This is a genomic window from Labrys monachus (assembly GCF_030814655.1).
Classification (GTDB): domain Bacteria; phylum Pseudomonadota; class Alphaproteobacteria; order Rhizobiales; family Labraceae; genus Labrys; species Labrys monacha.
This window is the reverse complement of sequence record NZ_JAUSVK010000001.1, coordinates 2,926,342-2,943,639: the sequence shown is the minus strand read 5'-3', so window position 1 is coordinate 2,943,639 and position 17,298 is coordinate 2,926,342. Positions and strand designations below refer to the sequence as shown.

Genomic DNA, 17,298 nt, shown 5'->3' with positions numbered 1-17,298 from the left:
GTCCAGATCGCGCGAATGCCGGGACGTCGTTTGCGCGGGGTGCTTTGAGCCGGCAGTCATGGACTGCAACGACGCCGTCGTTCCGCGGTGTCGGGCTCATTTCAGGTTTTCGATTTGAAAAGGAGCCATCATGTGCATCGGATGCGACTGGGGGACCTATCGGGATATCTTTGCGGGCTCTTCGCACGAGATTGGCCCGCTACGACGCCAGGGGCTTATCAAGGGCGCGGCCTTTGCCGCCTCGGCCGTGGTGGCGGCCGCCTCCGCGGCGCCCATCTTCGCAGCGGATATCGTTGCCGGTTCCGATCCGAGCGCGGACATCGTCTTCAGGAACGGCCCGGTCTACACGGTCGCCCGCGACACGCCATGGGCGGGCGCCGTCGCCGTCAAGGGTAAACGGATCGTCTATGTCGGGGACGACGCAGGCGTGCAGGCCTATATCGGTGCGCGGACGCGGGTGGTCGATCTCGCCGGCAAGATGCTGCTGCCCGGCTTTGTCGAAGGCCACATTCATCCTCTCGTCGGGGCTACCCTCACACGGGGCGTCAATCTTCCATTCGATACGCACGAGGAAACGCTCGCCACCCTCAAAGCATACCGCGACGAGATCGGAACCGTGGATATCGTCCGCGGCTATGGCTGGCGATACTGCGCCTTTCCGGCGGCGGGTCCGCGCAAGGAAGACCTCGACGCCATCTGGCCGAACACCCCCGCCTTCCTGATCGCCATCGACGGCCATAGCGCCTGGGCCAATTCGAAGATGCTGACGCTTGCCGGAGTCACCAGGGATACGAAGGACCCGCTGCCCGGCTTCAGCTTCTTCCAGCGCGATGCCACGGGGGTGCCGACCGGCTATCTGGTCGAAGTTCCCGCCGAGTTGATGGTCAACAACGCGGTGGAGCCGTTCAGCGCAGAGTATGTCGCCACGTCGCTTACGGAATGGCTTCCCGAGGCTTCCGCGGCGGGCATCACGACCCTCTTCGACGCCGGCATGCAGGTCGTGCCCGAGGCGGACGGCTTCGCCATCTATGACGAACTGGAGCGGGAAGAAAAGCTGCCGTTCCGGGTGGTCGGCAGCTATTACCACAACAACCCGGCCATCGATCCCGTGCCGCTGATCCAGGCGCTGCACCGGGAATTCAACTCGGAGCTGGTGAAGGCGTCGGTGTTGAAGCTGAACATCGACGGCGGCGACGCGCAGCGGACGGCTGCGTTCTTCGCGCCCTATGCCGATGCGCCGGAAACCAGCGGCGATACGCTGCTGCCGCCCCCTCTCTTCGCCGACATCATCAGGCGCGCCGACCGCGAGGGCATCGACATCCACATCCATTCCTACGGTGACCGGGCGACGCACCTGTCGCTGGACGCATTCGAGGCCGCGATCGAGGCCAACCCGCCGCGCGATCGTCGAAACACCATAGCCCACCTGTTCCTGGTGAGCCCGGACGACATCCCGCGCTTTGCCAAGCTCGGTGTCGTCGCACAATTTTCGGCACAATGGGCGGTTCCCGATGCTTCGCAGGCGGTTACGCGAGCCCGGCTGGGGCTCCCCCGCAGCAACGAACTATATCCCTGGGGCTCGATACATCGTGCGGGCGGCGTGCTGTCGCTCGGCACCGATTGGCCGGCGGCGGGATATTACAGCACGTTCCGCCCGCTCGAGGCGATCGAGGTGGCGACGACGAGACGCGAGCTCGGCAAGCCGAACGGGCCTCCGCTCGCCCCCGCCGATGAGGTGGTCCCGCTCGATGTGGCGCTCAGCGCCGCGACGATGGGCCCGGCCTGGGAACTCGGAATGGAACGGGAAATCGGCTCGATCGAGGTCGGGAAACTCGCAGACCTCATCGTGCTGGAGCGAAACCTGTTCGAGGTCTCGCCGGACCAGATCCACAGGACGAAAGTGCTGATGACGGTGATGAACGGCCGGCTGAGGCACGAACACGGCGCTTGAACCGCCGCATTCCCATGCCACACCCCGCGACGACGCCGTAATGCCCGGGAAGTGTCTGCGACGCGCCGGAGGCGCCTCACGGCTCACTGCAGGCCAACGGGCGCACCCTGTCGGGCTCAGAAACTCTGCGTCCCCAGGCGTTCAACGAGAACTTTCTCGAAGCTCTCGTGTATCGAAAACCTCTGCGAGATCAATTTGGAGGCCACGCCCGGAATCGAACCGGGGTGCAAGGATTTGCAGTCCTCTGCGTAACCACTCCGCCACGTGGCCATCCATTGTCGAGCATTGCAGGACAAAGCGGAGGAGCGCGCTATATCAAGCAAGCCCCCCCGGTTCAACCGCTTTTACGCGCCGGTCGGTTTAATTGTGCGGCCGGTTGCCTGAAGAAGACCGGAGGCGTCCCGGTCCGTTGCGGGCCATGCCGGCCTCACGTCGAGGAAGCCGGCTTGCGGGCGAAGAAGCGCGACTCGCGGTAGAGGGCCGGCAGCGCCAGCGATGCGATCGCCCCGATCACCACCGCGGTCTTGGTCGCCTGGGTCCACGGCCCGAAATTCACGTCGAGTGCCTTGATGCCGTAGATCAGGAACACGTGGAGCGTATAGGTCTGCAGCGAATGGCGGCCGATGAACCGCAGGAAGGGCTGGTTGAACAGCCAGGTCAGGCCGGTCGCGATCGTCGCCAGCACGATGTTGCCGGTGCGCGGCCCGGCGATCAGCACCCATGCGATGAGATAGGCATCCACCGCGAAATTGGCGACATAGATGAAGCTCAATTCGTCGCGCCGGTCGAACAGGGTGATGCGGTCGACGAAGTCGGGCGGATAGACGCCGAAGGTGAGGCCGAGCCGAAGCGCGGCGAAGACCAGGAAGACCCCGAGGGCGAACCAGGCCAGGGCCGGCCTGCGCGGGTCCATCAACCGCTGCCAGTCGATCTGCCCGGTCATGGTGAGCGCGCCCAGCACGAGACCGGACATGAAGCAGATCTGCCAGGCGAACAGGTTGAAATAGATCTGGAGGAGACCCGGCGATTCGATCCGGCCGGCGAGCGCATGGAAGGTGTCGATGAAGGGCAGATGGACGCCGAACTGGATCGCCAGCCATACCGCGATGGAGCCGAAGAGCACGATCCGCCAGCGCCCCTGTATGCACAGCCAGACGAGGGGCGGCGCGACGAGCATGTAGAGGATATATTGCGGCAGGATGTCCATGAAGGTCGGCTGGAAGACAAGCAGGGCGGCCGCCAGCACGAACAGCGGATCCCGGTCGCCGAGTTGCAGCAGCCAGGGACGCCAGGCCTCCTGCGCCTCGGGAAAGATCACTGCCAAAAGAACGATGCCGACCAGGCAGCCGAGCGTGTAGCGGTAGATTTCCAGCGCCCGCCGCCACATCTTCAGGGCGCCGGCGCGAAAGCCCTGCTTCGTCATCCGGCGGCTGTAGACCATGCCGACCATCAGGCCGGAAAGGAAAACGAAGCCCTGCGCGTCCTGGACATAGCCCAATTCGCCGTGATTGACGTGCACGAGCCAGACGCCGCCCCTCAGCGCCACATGGTTCAGAACCATGAACACGAGGAAATACCCTCGGAATCCGTCCAGTATATTGAGCCGCTTCATATTTCTGTCGCCGAAAAAAGATAGCCGAAAAATGAGATGATCGATGGCCGTTCGGCTTCACGCGAGGAATGCCATCTCAGCCGGCGTCACCGAAAGAAAGCCCCGCTCCCGCCTCGCGGGAGCGTTAGGGCGAATCAACTTCGCCTCGAAGGAACAAAAATCGGCGGCGACCTTAGCAAGGATGCCTGGACAATTCCATGCACGGCGGAGCGGCCTCGCGGAAAGCGCCGTCGGCTCTCCAGGCTCTCTGCCTCGACGCGGCATCGGCTGCGATGCCATACGGCGCCGGAGGAAATTGTACCCTGACGGACGGCGGCCGGGCGCGAACGCCGCGGCACCAGACTATGTCGGGATCTCGACCCGGATGTCATGGAGATCGCCGGATTCGATGATTTCATAGCGTATGGTGATAGCGTTGACCGCACTCGACGGGGTCATTTCCACGGCGACGTCCCTGACCTCTATCAGCGGCTCGAAGACGTCGATGACGCGTCGGGCCTCCCGCGCCACGCAATCCTCGTTCAGCCCCGTCAGGGACCGCCCGCAGCCATTCAGCACGCGATTGCCGAAGCCGGGCTGGGACGGATTGTTCGTGGGCGGCGTGCGCAGGATGCTGCCGATCGCCACGCGGATGCTTTGCCGGGGCGCTGGCAGGTTGCCGCATCGCCGATCAACCTTGTCGCTCACGATGTGCCCCTCGTGGTTGCCCGATCCCACCGAAACCCTAGCAATTCGCGGGGGCCGGCACCGCCCGTGAAATTCGACGGGTTTCATCCCGGCGCCCGGGTCCGTTCAATTGCCAAAAGCTCCCGGCGCGGTCGGCAGGCGCCATGAGGAACTCATTCCCGGCCCGGCAGTTGTCCCGGCAGGGAATGCCCGATGTCGGGCATGGAGGGACTTTATGATGGGGATTCGCCTTCTCACGTCACTCGCCGCAGTGGCTTTGATTGCCAAGCTGGTCGATGACAACAGGCGCCTGCGCCAGGAACTGGACTATCGGAAGGCACGCGAGCAGGCGCTGGACCTGGCGATCATCCGCGCCGCCGGCGCCAATACGCGCGACGTGCCGCAGGTCGACGACCGGGAGGTGGACGAGACGCTGGAGGATTCGTTCCCCGCCAGCGATCCTCCATCCTTCAATACCAGGTACTGAAGGCGGCGGCGCGACGAATCACGCCCGGCGCCTGCCCCACCAGACGGCGAGCCGCCGCCGTCCACGACGGACGCGAGGAATATCGACGGAGAGGATGAGCAGGCCGACGGGAATCATCCAGAAGCCCAGCACGGGCAGGAAGCCGACAAGCCCGCCTGTGACGAACAATCCCCCGAGCCCGACGCGCACCCAGCGCGAACCCGGCAGATGAAAATGGCGTCCGGCAAATTTGAGCCGCGGACGGCCAATGTGGCTCTGTGGCGTCAAAACCCTCTCCTTTCCGGGAAAAACCGCAGGTTGCGCCGATCGCGCGATCCCTACCCCAGATAATAATCCGAAAAGAAGATGCAAACGAGGCAGCGGTGCCCCTTGGCAAGCCCCGATGTTGTTGCTATACGGCCGGCCTCGCAGGGTTCGCCCCTGTTCCGCGATAGCTCAGTTGGTAGAGCAAGCGACTGTTAATCGCTCGGTCGCAGGTTCGAGTCCTGCTCGCGGAGCCAATTTTATACCCAAGGCATTCAGTTGCCTTGGGTATTTTTATGTCTTCCGCAGATGTCCTGCGGCATGGCCGCTTGCCGTTCGTTTCCGTCGCCCCCCGCTATCCGCCGGCGCTCCCCTCCCGCGACGATTTGGGTTGATGGAGGCCCGGTCAGGGAGTATCAGGCAGACTATCTCCGATAGCCGACGGTTCAGGACCATATCATGCAGACGTCCGACGCCACGCGGCACCAGATCGAATGGCAGCAGAAGTTCATCCGCTGGCTCATTCCCCGCCTCGCCGGCTCCGACGAAGAAAAGGAAGCGGTGATGGGCGTCATCCTGGCCGCCCTGGCCGAGGCCCATGCGTCCGGCATCGACTACTGCGCCGACCTCATCGACAGCATCAACGTGAAAAGACCGGCGCACAACCTCGACGTGATTCGTAAGGCGCTGCGGGAACTGGCGCACCGGAACAGGCGGGATACCGCCTCCGGCCCGTCCGCCTGACGCCGCGAGGGCGCCGGCCGAACCACGCGTCGCCCGTCCCTGCGGCTCTCATGACGCATCCGGCTCCGAGCAGAGATTCTCGACGCCGCGCTTGAGCGAGGGCGAGGAGGCTGAAAGGCGGGCATGGGAAGTGCCGCAGAAGGCCTTTATTCCTCAGCGCCGCCGAGACGGGATCGACACGGGGTCCGCGCATCTGGCAGACTCGCGCGGCATCGCGTCAATAGGGCCCTCCTGTGCGAAACTCCCTGCGGCGGCCGCATGGGTTCGGCATCCGAACCCCGGCGGACGGCACTCCTTGCCCGACCTGAAACTGCCACCATCCAAACCGGAGTAAGAAAATGACGATGCAAGACAACAGCCGGCGGGCCTTCATTGCCGGGGCCGCGCTGGTCGCGGCAGGCCTGTGGGCCGGCGCGCCCGCCAAGGCGGACGGCCTCGACGACATCACCAAGGCCGGGGTGCTCAATGTCGGCGTATTTTCCGACTTTCCGCCTTTCTCGTCGGTCGCATCCGACATGAGCCTGCAAGGCTATGACGTCGACGTCGCCCAGATCCTGGCCGACACGCTGAACGTCAAGCTCAAGCTCGTCAGCGTCACCGGCCAGAACCGCATCCCCTATCTGACCGACCATCGCGTCGATCTTCTCATGAGCGTCGGCTACAGCGCGGAGCGGGCGAAGGTCATCGACTACACCGCCGCCTATGCGCCCTATTACATCGCGGTGATCGGTCCGCAGGCGGTCAAGGTCTCGGGCAAGGAAGACCTCGCCGGCAAGAGCATCGCCGTCAACCGCGGCACGCTCGAGGACACCTCGCTCACGGCGGCAGCGCCGGCTTCCGCCGATGTCAGGCGGTTCGACAATTACAACGCCGTGATCCAGGCCTTCCTCTCCGGCCAGGCGCAATTGATGGTGGTGGGCAACGATGTCGGCGCCCAGGTCCTGGCCAAGCAGGTCGATCTCAAGCCGGAACAGAAATTCCAGCTGCTGACCTCGCCCGATCACATCGGTCTCAACAAGAACGAGGATCGGCTCAAGCAGGCCGTCGACGGCGCCATCGCCAAGATGCTGGCCGGCGGCACGCTGAACCAGATCTCGACCCAATGGCTCGGCAAGCCCCTCGATCCCAAGGACCTCAAGGATTGAGGACCTGAAGGATCGGCGGCGTGAGGGACCGGACCTTTGCGATATGATCTCGATTTCGGCTGGCTGGCGGACGCACTCTCCCTGATCGGCCGCGGGGCGGCGACGACGGTCCTGCTGACCCTCGTCACCGCGGTGGTCGGCGCGGTGCTCAGCGTCCTCGGGGCGGCCGGGCGCCGCAGCCGCCATGCAGCCCTGCGCCATGTGATCGGCGCCTATGTCGAGATCATCCGCAACACGCCGTTCCTGGTGCAGCTGTTCTTTTTCTTCTTCGGGCTGCCGAGCGTCGGCGTCCGGCTCGATCCGTTCGCCGCCGCGGTCCTGGCGATGACGATCAACCTCGCGGCCTATGGCACCGAGATCGTCGGGGCGGGCCTGGACGCGGTGCCGGTCGGCCAGAAGGAAGCGGGCATGGCGCTGGGCCTGCGCGGGCGCCAGATCTTCGTCAAGATCGTGCTGCCGCAGGCCCTGCGGGTCATCTTTCCGGCTCTCGCCAGCCAGGTCGTCATCATGATGCTCGAATCCGCCGTCGTCTCGCAGATTTCCGTGCGGGAGCTGACCTATGAGGCGGACATGATCCAGTCCCGGACGTTCCGGGCCTTCGAAACCTATTTCGTCGTGACCATGGTCTATCTCGCCCTGAGCATCGTGCTGCGGCGGCTGATGTTCGCCGGCGGCAGGAAAATTCTGGGTGGCCTCTCGTGATGGATTTCACTCTTTGGGACATCCTGCGCAATCTGCTGCTCGCCGCCCGGTGGACCCTTGCTCTCTCCGCGGCGGCCTTCATCGGCGGCGGGGTCGTGGGCATCGCCGTCATGGTCGCCCGCATCGATCGCCGGCGCCCCGTGCAGCGTGGCGCGGAACTCTATATCGGCCTGTTCCAGGGCACGCCGCTGCTGATGCAGCTCTTCCTGGTGTTCTTCGGCCTGCCGATGCTCGGCTTGCGCATCGAACCCTGGACGGCGGCCGTCCTCGCCCTGACCTTGAGCGCCAGCGCCTATCTCGCCGAGATCTGGCGCGGCGGCGTGCAAGCGCTGCCCCTCGGGCAATGGGATGCCGGCGCCAGCCTCGGGCTGCATTACGTTGCGCAATTGCGCCTGGTCATCCTGCCGCAGGCGTTCCGCATCACCCGGGCGCCGACCGTCGGCTTTCTCGTGCAATTGGTGAAGAGCACGGCGCTGACCTCGATCATCGGCTTCGAGGAGATGATGCGGGCCGCCAACGCCATCAGCAACGCCACCTTCGCGCCCTTCGAGGTCTACGGCTTCGTCGCCCTGATCTATTTCGCGATGTGTTTTCCGCTGACGCGCTATGCCAGGGCCCTGGAGCGAAAAGAGTCCTTTGCCGGACGGTAGCGAGGCAGGCTCCATGTCGACCGGGCCTCGGCCGTCCTCGGCCCAGCCTTCCATAATCCGGCGCCATGCGCCCCCCTCCCATTGTCGGGCCCCGCGCCCGTGCCTTGCGCAAGATCCCATCGAGTGACCCGCGTGAACACCCCGTCCCCTCCCCGCATCTTCCATGGCTGGTTCGTCGTCGCCGCGGCCTTCGCCGTCACCTTTCTCGGCTTCGGCAGCGCCTACACCTTCAGCGCCTTCGTCGAACCGCTGCAGCGGGATTTCGGCGCCTCCCGCGGCTCGGTTTCGCTGGTGTTCTCCCTGGCGGGATTTGTCTATTTCGGCTTCGGCGTCCTCAGCGGGCCGCTGGCGGACCGGTGGGGCTCGCGCAGGCTGGCCGTGCTCGGCATGGCGCTGCTCGGAGCCGGCCTCGCCCTTGCGAGCATGGCGGGCAGCATCGTCGGGGTCTATGCGGCCTACGGCCTCGGGGTCGGGCTGGGTATCGGCTGCGCCTATGTGCCGGCCATCGGCGCGGTGCAGCACTGGTTCGTCAGGCGCCGCGGCTTTGCCTCCGGCCTCGCCGTCAGCGGCATCGGCGTGGGCACGCTCGTGATGCCGCCCCTCGCCGCCCATCTCATCGGCATGCTCGGATGGCGCGGCGCCTATCTCGTCCTCGGCGCCCTCGCCGCGACGGCTGGCATCGGCATGGCCCTCCTCCTCGACGGCGACCCGGCCGCCCGCGGCCTCGGGCCGGATGGCGATCCGCCGCGGCGGCATGCGCAGGGAAGCCGTCCGGGCGGCATGCCGCTGCGCGAGGCGGTGACGTCGCGCCCGTTCGTCACCCTCTATGCCGCCTGCCTGATCAGTTCGTTCGGCGTGTTCGTGCCGTTCGTCCATCTCGTGCCCTATGCGGTGGATGGCGGCGTGCCGCCGGCCTCGGCCGTGCTTCTCCTCGGCGTGATCGGCGCCGGCAGCACGGCGGGACGCTTCTTTCTCGGCGGGCTCGCCGACCGGATCGGGCGGCAGCCCTTCCTCGTGGCGATGTTCGTCGGCATGGCGCTGGCGCTCGCCATCTGGGGCCTGTCAGCCGGCTTCTGGGCCCTCGCCGTCTTCGCCCTGTTGTTCGGCGTCTTCTATGGCGGCTGGGTCGCCGTCATGCCGGCCGTCGTCATGGATCATTTCGGCGGACGCAACATCAGCGGCATCATCGGCGTCCTCTACACCAGCGTCGCTTTCGGCACGCTGGTCGGCCCCAGCGTCGCCGGCTTCGCCTTCGACGCGAGCCACAGCTATGCCCTGCCGATCCTCGCCAGCGTCGGCGCCAACCTCGCCGCCGCCGCCATTGCGGCGTCGGTGTCGAAGGCCGGCCTGCCGCCGGGCGGAGAACGGGCCTCGCCGCGGGCAGGATAGAGGCCGGCGAATATTTGTCGGACGGGAGCATGGCCGGAATTTTCGTAGAATCTGGCGCCGCCGGTGTTGACGCCATGCGCGGATATCATCGAACTGTGCATGGACGGCTATGGCGATACGGTGCTGTCTAGCCTGGCGGCGGCAATCGATCTATCCTGGGCTGTAAAGATCCACGGGAACTTCAGGGAATGCTGTTCGGCGCTTTGGATCCCGATATCTTCATGCTGTTTTCGGGAGAAAACAGGCGCCTCTACGAGGAGGTATTGGTCAAGATATACGACAGCTGCTTCGGATCGGACCTGCTGTTTCCGACCCAGAACGAACTCGTCGGCATCATCTACGACATTCTCGCCGAGAGGCCGGGCCTCTGGCACGAGGAAGGCGCGCTCGTCACCCTCGACGAAATTTCGTCCGAGCGCCGCCGCCGGCTTCGGCGCCGCCGCCAGCCCGGGGCGCATGAGCAGGCCACCGGCGAGGCGATGGCGAGGGCGCGCCACATCTATGCGCGCCTCCTGCAGACCGGATGGCTCGAGGAAAGCCGCTACGGCCTGCGCATCACCGTCGACATGCCCGCCGGCGCCATGCGCCTCGCCGAATTCCTCTGCACGCTGCGCGAAGGCTCGATGGAGCAACTCGGCGGCCTGGTCATCGAGGTGAAGAATGCCCTGGAGGGCGTGCGGGCGAGCGCCAAGGAGAACGCCCTCGGGCTGCACAAGGCGGCACGGGATGCGGTCGGCTTCGGCCGCTACCTGCGCAGCGTCCTTTCGGCGCTGCGGGAGATCGACCGTCACGTCATGGAGAGCGAGAGCCTCAACGAAAGGCTACAGCATTATTTCGAGGACTTCGTCGAGCGGGTGCTCCTGAAGGACTATGCGGCGATCGCCACCACGTCGCATCCCTACCGCTTCCGGCACCGCATCTTCGACGTCCTGCAGTCGCTGGAGGATTCGCCCGTCGACATCGAGAGCCTCGCGGCCGCCTATCACGAGGCCGGCCTCGCCCCGGCCATGGCTGCCGCCCGCGACCTCGTCTTCGACGATCTCGACAAGATCCGGCGCGTGTTCCAGCGCATCGACGAAGCCTTCCGCCGCATCCAGCAGCATCGCGGCCAGCTCGAGGCGCGGCTGAGGAACACCGTCCGCTATGCCGGACGCCGCGCCGACGCCTATCTGCGGCGAAGCGAGCAGATCATCCTGCGGCTCGACCGCCTGACGGCGCGCCATGCTGGCGACCCGCGCGCCCCGACGATTCCCGGCCATCTGGATGCCGTGCGTGCGCCCTTCGCGCCCGAACTCCTGGCCCGGCCGCGCCGGGAGCGGTCCCCCATCGTCTCCGGCGTGCTCGCCTTGCCGGCCTTCGACCCGTTGCGGGAACTCCGGAAGCAGCTCGAAAGGGCCTATCTGGCCCGCATCGCCATACGCCCCCGCCAGGTCCTGCGCTTCCTGGAGCGGCGGGTTCCGCCCTTCGGCTCCACCGAGGCCAAGCATCTGGCCATCGACGACCTCGACGATTTCCTCGCTTTCGAAACCCTGCGCCATGCCGTCCGCGGCGTCATGCACGGCAAGGAGGAGGATCTCCTGGCGCGCCACCTCGCGCGGCATTTCGCCTTCGATGCCGGGCGGAGCGGCATCGTGGACAATGAATGGCTGACCTGCGAGAATTTCCACATTCGCCGCAAGGACGACCATGTGAGCCTGGAGGTCGACTTTGCTGATTGAATTCAAGGACCTCGAAGCCCGCGAGCCGCGTACCATGGAACGCGTCTCGCAGACCATCCATCATCTCCTGCGCCACCAGTTCATCCATACGGACGACCGCGGCTCGGCCTCCCTCCTGGAGATCGTGCGGCGGCCGACGACGGGGGCCCTCCTCGGCTCGTTCTTCGACACGGCCGGATACAAGCTCGTCCTGCGCGAGAGCGAGGGGTGGGCGGGCATCCTGCCGGACACCGAGCGCATGGCCCCGCCGCGCATGCGCATCGAGGAGACCCTGGTGCTGCTCGTGCTGGCGCGGCTGTGGCAGGAGGGCGTGCAGGACGGCGAGGTCGGCGAATACAGCAATGTGCTGACGACCCTGAACGACGCCTATGACGCCTATCAGGGCCTGGCGTCGCGGTCGCGCCGCGCGGCCCTGCGCATCGAGGCGTTCCGCGACATCGTCCATGAACTCGCCCGCCGCGCCGTGGTGCGTCTCCATGGCTATGACGAGGAATTCCAGGACCAGGAACTCACGATCCGCCCGATCGTCACGCTCCTGGCCGGCGAGGACTTCCTCGCCACCATCGAGATCTTCCTGCAGGAACACGAGGTGCCGGCGGAAGAGGAGGAAGAGGGCCCCGAGGCGGCGACGGACGGCGGCGCGCCATGATGCATCTGAGGCGCATCTCGCTCGTCAGCTGGCACCTCTTCGCGCGGGCGGATCTCGACCTGGCCGGCAACGGCGCGATCCTCGGCAAGAACGCCACCGGCAAGTCGACGCTGATCGACCTCGTCCAGGCGGTGATGACCGGCGGCTCCGGCAATCTCTACCGCTTCAACCGCTCCGCCGGCGAAGGCGGCGGCCGCTCCGAACGGACGCTGCGCGGCTACTGCCTCGGCCAGACGGACCAGCACGTCACCTTGCGCGAGCAGGGCATCACCCATGTCGCGCTGGTGTTCGAGGACACCGCCGGCCTCCGTCCGCCCGTCACGCTCGGCCTCTGCCTGGAGGCGCGCCGCAACGAGGAGGTCCGCACCAGCGGGCGCTATGTCGCCGAGGGCGTCGCGATCGACAGCCGCCACTTCGTCGAGGCCGAGGGGAGCGAGGAAAGACCGGCGCCCTGGGCGCTGGTCCGTGCGCGCCTCGACCTCGCCTGCCGGCAGGCCGGCGGCCAGCTGCACCAGCACCCCGCCGCGGCGCGCACCTATATCCGCGAATATATGCGCCTGCTGTTCACCGGCCGGCGATCGCCGGACCCCGACCGCTTCATCAAGGCCTTCGTCATGGCGCTGTCCTTCGAGGACATGCGTTCGGTCGAGGATTTCGTCCGCAGCTACCTGCTCGAACGCAACGACATCGACATCGCCGAATTGCGGGAGTCCATCCAGCGCTACCGGCAGATCCAGAAGGACATCCACGAGCTCGAGCGCAAGCTCGCGGCGCTGAAGCTGATCCGCGGCGAGATCGAGCGCTTCGACCGCCTGGTGGCGCAGGAAGAGCTCGGCCTTCGCATGCAGCGGCTCGCCGTCCTCCTGGAAAGCGGCAAGGCGCTGTTCGCCAATCTCGAAGGCAAGCGCCGGAAGAAGCGGGCGCTCGACACCATCGAAGCCGAGATCGAGCGCATCGACGCGGAAATCGAAAGCACGGCGCGGGAGGAGGAGAGCCTTCGCGCCCAGATCGAGGCGACCGGCGTCGAAGGCAAGCGCTACGGCCTGAAGCAGGAGATCGCCCTCGTCGAGCGCGACCGCACGGACCTCCTGCGGCGATTGAAGGAGCGCCATCTCGGCACGGCGCGCGCCGTGGAGCTCCTGCGGCACCGCGAGCGCCTCAAGGGCCTGGGCCTCGGCGAGATCTTCACGGCGCTCGAAGCCATCGAGGCCTCAAGCGAAGGCCTGGCCCCGCCGGCCTGGCCGCGCGACCCCGGCGCCATGGAGAAGCGCATCGCCGTCGCCGCTGCCGTCGCGGCGGAGAGGCTGCCGCGGCTGGAGGACCGGCGCGACGAGGCGATCGGATACAGGCGCCAATGCGAGCACAGGATCGCCGAGATCCGCACGCGCATCGCAGAATCCCGGCAGGGCCGCGTGCTGCTTCAGCCCAATACCCTCGCGCTGATGGAGGCGTTGCGCAGCCGGGGCTTCCGCCCCCGCGCGCTGTGCCAGGTGCTGGAGGTGCTGGACGAAAGCTGGCGCAACGCCGCCGAAGCCCTGCTCGGCCGCGACCGGGAGACGATCCTCGTCGATCCCGGCCATGCGGAGGACGCCGTGTCGCTACTGCGCCGCGAGCGCGACCGTTTCAAGGGGTGCCGCGTCGCCAATTCGCGCAAGCTCGCCGGCCTGGCCAAGGCGGCCCAGGCCGGCTCGCTGGCCTCCATCCTGCGCAGCGACGACGAGCTGGCCATGGCCCTCGTCGTGCAGCGCCTCGGCTCCATACGCCTCGCCGAGACGCAGGAGGAATTGTTCCTGCCCGGCCGCGCCATCATGCGCGACGGCACCTATGACGACGGCATCGTCATCGAGGTGCGCCATCCAGACGGGCTGAAGATCGGCCGCGTGGCCGCCGAGCTGATGCTCGACCGTCTCCAGGCCGAGCTGACCGACGAGCAGCAGCTGGCGCAGACCCATCGGGGCCATGCGGATTTCCTCACCGATATCTGCGGCCGCCTGCATCTGCTGACGATCGCGCCGGCCGAGACCGAGACGCTCGAAACCCTGGCATCGGCCCTCGCCGAGATCGACGATCGCCGCGCCGACCTGCAGGAACGGATCGATCGCGTCGGCCTCCTGCTCGATCCGGCCATCCAGGAGAGTTTTTCGAAGGTGCGGCGCCGCCTTAAGGTCCTCCATGAGGAGAGGGGCGAGCGGCAGACCGACCGGGGCGGATTGCGGGCCGAACTGACCGCCCTCGACATCCGGCTGAACGCCGGCGAGGGCGAGATCGGATCCTGGTGGTCGCTCCGGACCCGCCGCCGCCTCTTCCGCGATCGCCTGCCGGACCTCGCGAGCTTCATTGCGGTCCGCCCGGCCTACGCCAAGCGCTCGGCCGGGCGCAGCCATGGCCGCGCCGCTCAGGAAATCCAGGACGAGACCCGCCGCCTGGCGCAGGAGCGCCAGGACTGCGTCGCCGATATCCGCGGCAAGGTCATCGAATATTGCGTGACCTTCGCCGCGCAGCGCCCCTTCGACCGGGAGTCCGATATTTCCGCCGTCGTCAAGATCTGGGCCGGCGAGACGATCGGCGCGCTGGAGGACAACGAACTGATCCGCTACCGCCAGCAGGCGGATCAGGCGGCCGAACGGGTCATCCACCTCTTCCGCAGCTCCTTCATCCATGAGCTGAACAGCCGCTTCCGCAATCTGGAAACCGAGATGGAGGATCTGCGCGCGGCCCTGCGGTCCAAGCAGCTGCATGGCGAGGTCTATTCGCTGCACGCTCTCGTCAAGCCGGAATTCCGCAGCCTCCACGACCTCGCCCGCGCCAGCGAGAACGACGAGCGCATCCTGCTGCCGCTGTTCGGGGCGGCGGCCGCCGCCGACCACCCCTACAAGCAGGCGCTCGGCGAGGTCGAGAAGCTGCTGCAGGACGAGGAGCTGAATTTCGAGGTCTATCAGGACTACCGCAATTATTACAGCTTCGACCTGCGCATGCGCAATGCGAGCGGTCACGAGACCAGCTATGACCGCCGGCGGGGCGTCGCCAGCGGCGCCGAACGGCAGGTGCCGTTCTACGTCATCATCGGCGCGGCCCTCGCCAGCATCTATCACGGGACGCGCAAGGCCGGCGACGAGAGCGCGCGCGGCATGGGCCTCGCCGTGTTCGACGAAGCCTTCAGCAAGCTGGACGGGCAGAACCAGCGCACGATCCTGCATTTCTACAACGATGTGGGCCTCCAGGTCCTGATCGCGGCGCCGACGGAAAAGCGCGCCGTCGTCTATGAGAATCTCGATACCGTCATCGACGTCTTCCGCTTCGGCGACGAGGCGGAGGCCGAGGTCTCGCATATCAAGGAACTTGCCCGCCAGGCGATCCGCCGCGCCAATCCGCAGCATCTGAGCGACGAGGATTTGCGGGCGCAGCTCGCGGCCTCGGCCGCCGATGCGTTCTCCAAATAATGGTGCGGCGCTTCACCGACGCCTCGGCGCTCGTCGCCGACCTGCTCGACCGGCACGAGGCCCGCGGCGGCGTGCGCCTTCTCGCCCATGTCGACTATCACGGCTTCCGCAGCATCGCCGACCAGGACGATTGTCTCGCCCAACTGCAGGCGCTCGAACGGGCCGGCGGGGTCGTGCTGAAGAGCGAGCGGAGCGACGGCGCCGAGCGGATCCTCCATGTCCGCTTGGCCGATGCGGACGTCCTCTACCGGCATCTCGGCCGCTCTCCGGCCGCCCGAGCGGCGGCGGCCTCCCTCGCGGGCCTGCGCGGGCGCGCCGATCTTCCCGACAGCCTGGCGCCCCTGCTCGACGAGGTCCAGGACAGGTGGTCGCGCAATGTGGGCTGGTCCCTGCTGCGGCCCGGCCAGAGCGAGGCCCTGAGCCGAGCGGTCGACCTCGCCGCCGCGCTCGCCCGGCGCGCGAATGCCGGGGCGGCGGCGGTCGACTACCGCACCTTCTCGCGCCGCACGGTCGGCGACAGCAAGGCGCTGGAACTCTTGGCGACGGCCGTCGTCGATATTCTCGCTCGTCTCTTTCCGGACGCGGTCCCCGATCCGGATCTCGAAGCCGGGGAGGTCCTGTCCTCCCTCGGCGTCACCCGCCTGCCGCAACCCTTTTTGGCGAGCGGCGCCCTGACGCTCGACGGCCACGCCTTTCCGGACATGCCCTATGTCGGCGTCCCCCCCGAGATCGCTCATCGCCTGACGCCGGCGCGGCCGGTCGATTATGTGCTGACGATCGAGAACCACACCTCGTTCGTCCGCCACGCCGCCGAGATCAATGCCGGGAAGAGCGGCCTCGTGATCTATACGGGCGGCTTTCCGGCGCGCACCAGCCTCGCCGCCATGGTGGAACTCGCCATGCGGGCCGGCGCGCCGGTGTTCCATTGGGGCGACATCGATCCCGGCGGCCTGCGCATCTTCGTCCATCTCGAACGCGCGCTGCGCGAGCGCGGATTGCCGCTGATGCCCCATCTGATGGATGCCGGCCTCCTGCGCAGCCACGGTCAGCCGGCGGGTAGGCCCACCCGCCGCCTGCCGGTCGGAAAAGCCGGCGACAGCGCCCTCGGCGCCCTCTGGGACATGATGGCCGGCGACCCGGCCGGGCTGGAACTGGAGCAGGAAGCGCTCGATCCATCGGCGCCCCGTCCCGGCCGGACAGGTCGGATCCGACCCGCCGCGTCTCTTTGAAGGGCGGGCAATCGCCTCAGCAGTTCCGGCAGCGCGGTCTGCACCGTTTCCCAGGTTACATCGAGGTCGACGTCGAAATAGGCATGGGTGAGGCGGTTGCGCATGCCTCGCATGCTGCGCCACGGCACTTCGGCATGCGTCAAGGTGAACGCAGCATCGCCTTCCATGATCCGGGTGGCCGCTTCCCCGATGACGATGAGGCACATGATCACTGCCCGCTGCGTGCGCCTATCCAGCAGGAAGTCGCCTTTCTCCAAACCCTCGACAAAGCTGCAGGCCTCGGTCGCGGCCTGTTGCATATGCTGCAGGTAGTCGGGCAGGCGCGTCCTGCTCATACCGGTTGTGCCTCCGCGAGCACTTCGATCCGAAACTTCGACGGAAGGTCGGCCGGCGTCAGGAGATCGACAGGAACGCCGAGCAGCGATTCCAGTTCGTCTTGCAGCCCCCCGAGATCGAACAGTGTCGCGCCGGGCAGCGCATCGACCAGGAGATCGAGATCGCTGCCGTCCCGGTCCGCGCCGTGGAGCACCGAGCCGAACACGCGCAGGTTCGCCAGAGGGAAGCGGTTCACCGCTTCGCGCACGGCGTTTCGTTTGAGCTCGAACATCAGCGAGGGGCGCATGGACGATGTTCCACGTTGAAATTCTCGAGTTGAATAGCATGTTCGCATGAT

Annotated in this window: 15 protein-coding genes, 2 tRNA genes and 1 pseudogene; 12 read left to right on the top strand and 6 right to left on the bottom strand. The window is 66.7% G+C overall.

Annotated features, from left to right (window positions below; all coding sequences use genetic code 11):
• Positions 1–130 precede the first annotated feature (130 nt).
• Positions 131–1,951 carry an amidohydrolase gene (locus tag J3R73_RS13300; RefSeq protein WP_307427509.1) on the top strand — a complete coding sequence of 607 codons (1,821 nt, stop codon included), beginning with the start codon at positions 131–133 and terminating at the stop codon, positions 1,949–1,951.
• 196 nt (positions 1,952–2,147) lie between these two features.
• Here J3R73_RS13300 and J3R73_RS13295 read toward each other — a convergent pair.
• The 3 genes from J3R73_RS13295 to J3R73_RS13285 all read right to left on the bottom strand — a co-directional run bounded on the left by J3R73_RS13295 (position 2,148) and on the right by J3R73_RS13285 (position 4,250).
• A tRNA-Cys gene (locus tag J3R73_RS13295) sits at positions 2,148–2,221 on the bottom strand.
• A gap of 157 nt (positions 2,222–2,378) precedes the next feature.
• Positions 2,379–3,563 carry an OpgC family protein gene (locus J3R73_RS13290; RefSeq protein ID WP_307427507.1) on the bottom strand — a complete coding sequence of 395 codons (1,185 nt, stop codon included), beginning with the start codon at positions 3,561–3,563 and terminating at the stop codon, positions 2,379–2,381.
• A 342-nt stretch (positions 3,564–3,905) separates the two neighbouring features.
• On the bottom strand, positions 3,906–4,250 hold the full coding sequence (locus J3R73_RS13285; RefSeq protein WP_307427505.1) for a GPW/gp25 family protein: 345 nt from the start codon (positions 4,248–4,250) through the stop codon (positions 3,906–3,908).
• A 214-nt stretch (positions 4,251–4,464) separates the two neighbouring features.
• Here J3R73_RS13285 and J3R73_RS13280 point away from each other — a divergent pair, with 214 nt between their 5' ends.
• Positions 4,465–4,716 carry a hypothetical protein gene (locus J3R73_RS13280; protein WP_307427502.1) on the top strand — a complete coding sequence of 84 codons (252 nt, stop codon included), beginning with the start codon at positions 4,465–4,467 and terminating at the stop codon, positions 4,714–4,716.
• Between the two features lie 18 nt (positions 4,717–4,734).
• Here J3R73_RS13280 and J3R73_RS13275 read toward each other — a convergent pair whose 3' ends face one another.
• Positions 4,735–4,983: a hypothetical protein gene (locus tag J3R73_RS13275; RefSeq protein WP_307427500.1), complete on the bottom strand. Its 249-nt coding sequence runs from the start codon at positions 4,981–4,983 to the stop codon at positions 4,735–4,737.
• A 157-nt stretch (positions 4,984–5,140) separates the two neighbouring features.
• Between J3R73_RS13275 and J3R73_RS13270 the strand changes: the two genes are divergently transcribed.
• From J3R73_RS13270 to J3R73_RS13225, 10 genes are all read left to right on the top strand, one after another.
• Positions 5,141–5,216, top strand: a tRNA-Asn gene (locus J3R73_RS13270).
• A 202-nt stretch (positions 5,217–5,418) separates the two neighbouring features.
• Entirely contained in the window at positions 5,419–5,703 is a 285-nt protein-coding gene (locus J3R73_RS13265) for a hypothetical protein (protein WP_307427497.1), read from the top strand.
• Positions 5,704–6,041: 338 nt separating this feature from the next.
• Positions 6,042–6,848, top strand: a complete 807-nt coding sequence (locus J3R73_RS13260) for a transporter substrate-binding domain-containing protein (protein WP_307427494.1) — start codon at positions 6,042–6,044, stop codon at positions 6,846–6,848.
• Between the two features lie 36 nt (positions 6,849–6,884).
• Positions 6,885–7,550 (top strand): amino acid ABC transporter permease, encoded by a 666-nt coding sequence (locus J3R73_RS13255; RefSeq protein ID WP_307427490.1) that lies wholly within the window; start codon positions 6,885–6,887, stop codon positions 7,548–7,550.
• A complete protein-coding gene (locus J3R73_RS13250) occupies positions 7,547–8,200 on the top strand; it encodes an amino acid ABC transporter permease (RefSeq protein WP_307427487.1) in 654 nt (217 codons plus the stop codon). The genes J3R73_RS13255 and J3R73_RS13250 overlap by 4 nt, the downstream gene beginning before the upstream one ends.
• 123 nt (positions 8,201–8,323) lie before the next feature.
• On the top strand, positions 8,324–9,589 hold the full coding sequence (locus tag J3R73_RS13245) for an MFS transporter (RefSeq protein WP_307427484.1): 1,266 nt from the start codon (positions 8,324–8,326) through the stop codon (positions 9,587–9,589).
• 188 nt (positions 9,590–9,777) lie between these two features.
• Positions 9,778–11,307 carry a Wadjet anti-phage system protein JetA family protein gene (locus J3R73_RS13240; RefSeq protein WP_307427481.1) on the top strand — a complete coding sequence of 510 codons (1,530 nt, stop codon included), beginning with the start codon at positions 9,778–9,780 and terminating at the stop codon, positions 11,305–11,307.
• Positions 11,297–11,956 carry a DUF4194 domain-containing protein gene (locus J3R73_RS13235; protein WP_307427479.1) on the top strand — a complete coding sequence of 220 codons (660 nt, stop codon included), beginning with the start codon at positions 11,297–11,299 and terminating at the stop codon, positions 11,954–11,956. Before J3R73_RS13240 ends, J3R73_RS13235 begins: the two co-directional genes overlap by 11 nt.
• Positions 11,953–15,396 (top strand): SbcC/MukB-like Walker B domain-containing protein, encoded by a 3,444-nt coding sequence (locus J3R73_RS13230; protein WP_307427476.1) that lies wholly within the window; start codon positions 11,953–11,955, stop codon positions 15,394–15,396. The genes J3R73_RS13235 and J3R73_RS13230 overlap by 4 nt, the downstream gene beginning before the upstream one ends.
• Before the next feature lie 2 nt (positions 15,397–15,398).
• Positions 15,399–16,625, top strand: coding sequence for a Wadjet anti-phage system protein JetD domain-containing protein (locus tag J3R73_RS13225; RefSeq protein ID WP_370879903.1), 1,227 nt, complete (start codon positions 15,399–15,401; stop codon positions 16,623–16,625).
• A gap of 20 nt (positions 16,626–16,645) precedes the next feature.
• Here the strand turns inward: J3R73_RS13225 and J3R73_RS13220 are convergent.
• Positions 16,646–16,924, bottom strand: a pseudogene (locus J3R73_RS13220) (HepT-like ribonuclease domain-containing protein); the annotation flags it as partial.
• Positions 16,925–16,956: 32 nt separating this feature from the next.
• Positions 16,957–17,247 (bottom strand): nucleotidyltransferase family protein, encoded by a 291-nt coding sequence (locus J3R73_RS13215; RefSeq protein WP_307427471.1) that lies wholly within the window; start codon positions 17,245–17,247, stop codon positions 16,957–16,959.
• Positions 17,248–17,298: the final 51 nt, after the last annotated feature.

Bases quoted from the DNA above. Each gene is read 5' to 3' on its own strand.
- J3R73_RS13300 (WP_307427509.1), top strand. From the start codon at position 131: ATGTGCATCGGATGCGACTGGGGGACCTATCGGGATATCTTTGCGGGC.
- J3R73_RS13290 (WP_307427507.1), bottom strand. From the start codon at position 3,563: ATGAAGCGGCTCAATATACTGGACGGATTCCGAGGGTATTTCCTCGTG.
- J3R73_RS13280 (WP_307427502.1), top strand. From the start codon at position 4,465: ATGATGGGGATTCGCCTTCTCACGTCACTCGCCGCAGTGGCTTTGATT.
- J3R73_RS13265 (WP_307427497.1), top strand. From the start codon at position 5,419: ATGCAGACGTCCGACGCCACGCGGCACCAGATCGAATGGCAGCAGAAG.
- J3R73_RS13260 (WP_307427494.1), top strand. From the start codon at position 6,042: ATGACGATGCAAGACAACAGCCGGCGGGCCTTCATTGCCGGGGCCGCG.
- J3R73_RS13240 (WP_307427481.1), top strand. From the start codon at position 9,778: ATGCTGTTCGGCGCTTTGGATCCCGATATCTTCATGCTGTTTTCGGGA.
- J3R73_RS13230 (WP_307427476.1), top strand. From the start codon at position 11,953: ATGATGCATCTGAGGCGCATCTCGCTCGTCAGCTGGCACCTCTTCGCG.
- J3R73_RS13215 (WP_307427471.1), bottom strand. From the start codon at position 17,247: ATGCGCCCCTCGCTGATGTTCGAGCTCAAACGAAACGCCGTGCGCGAA.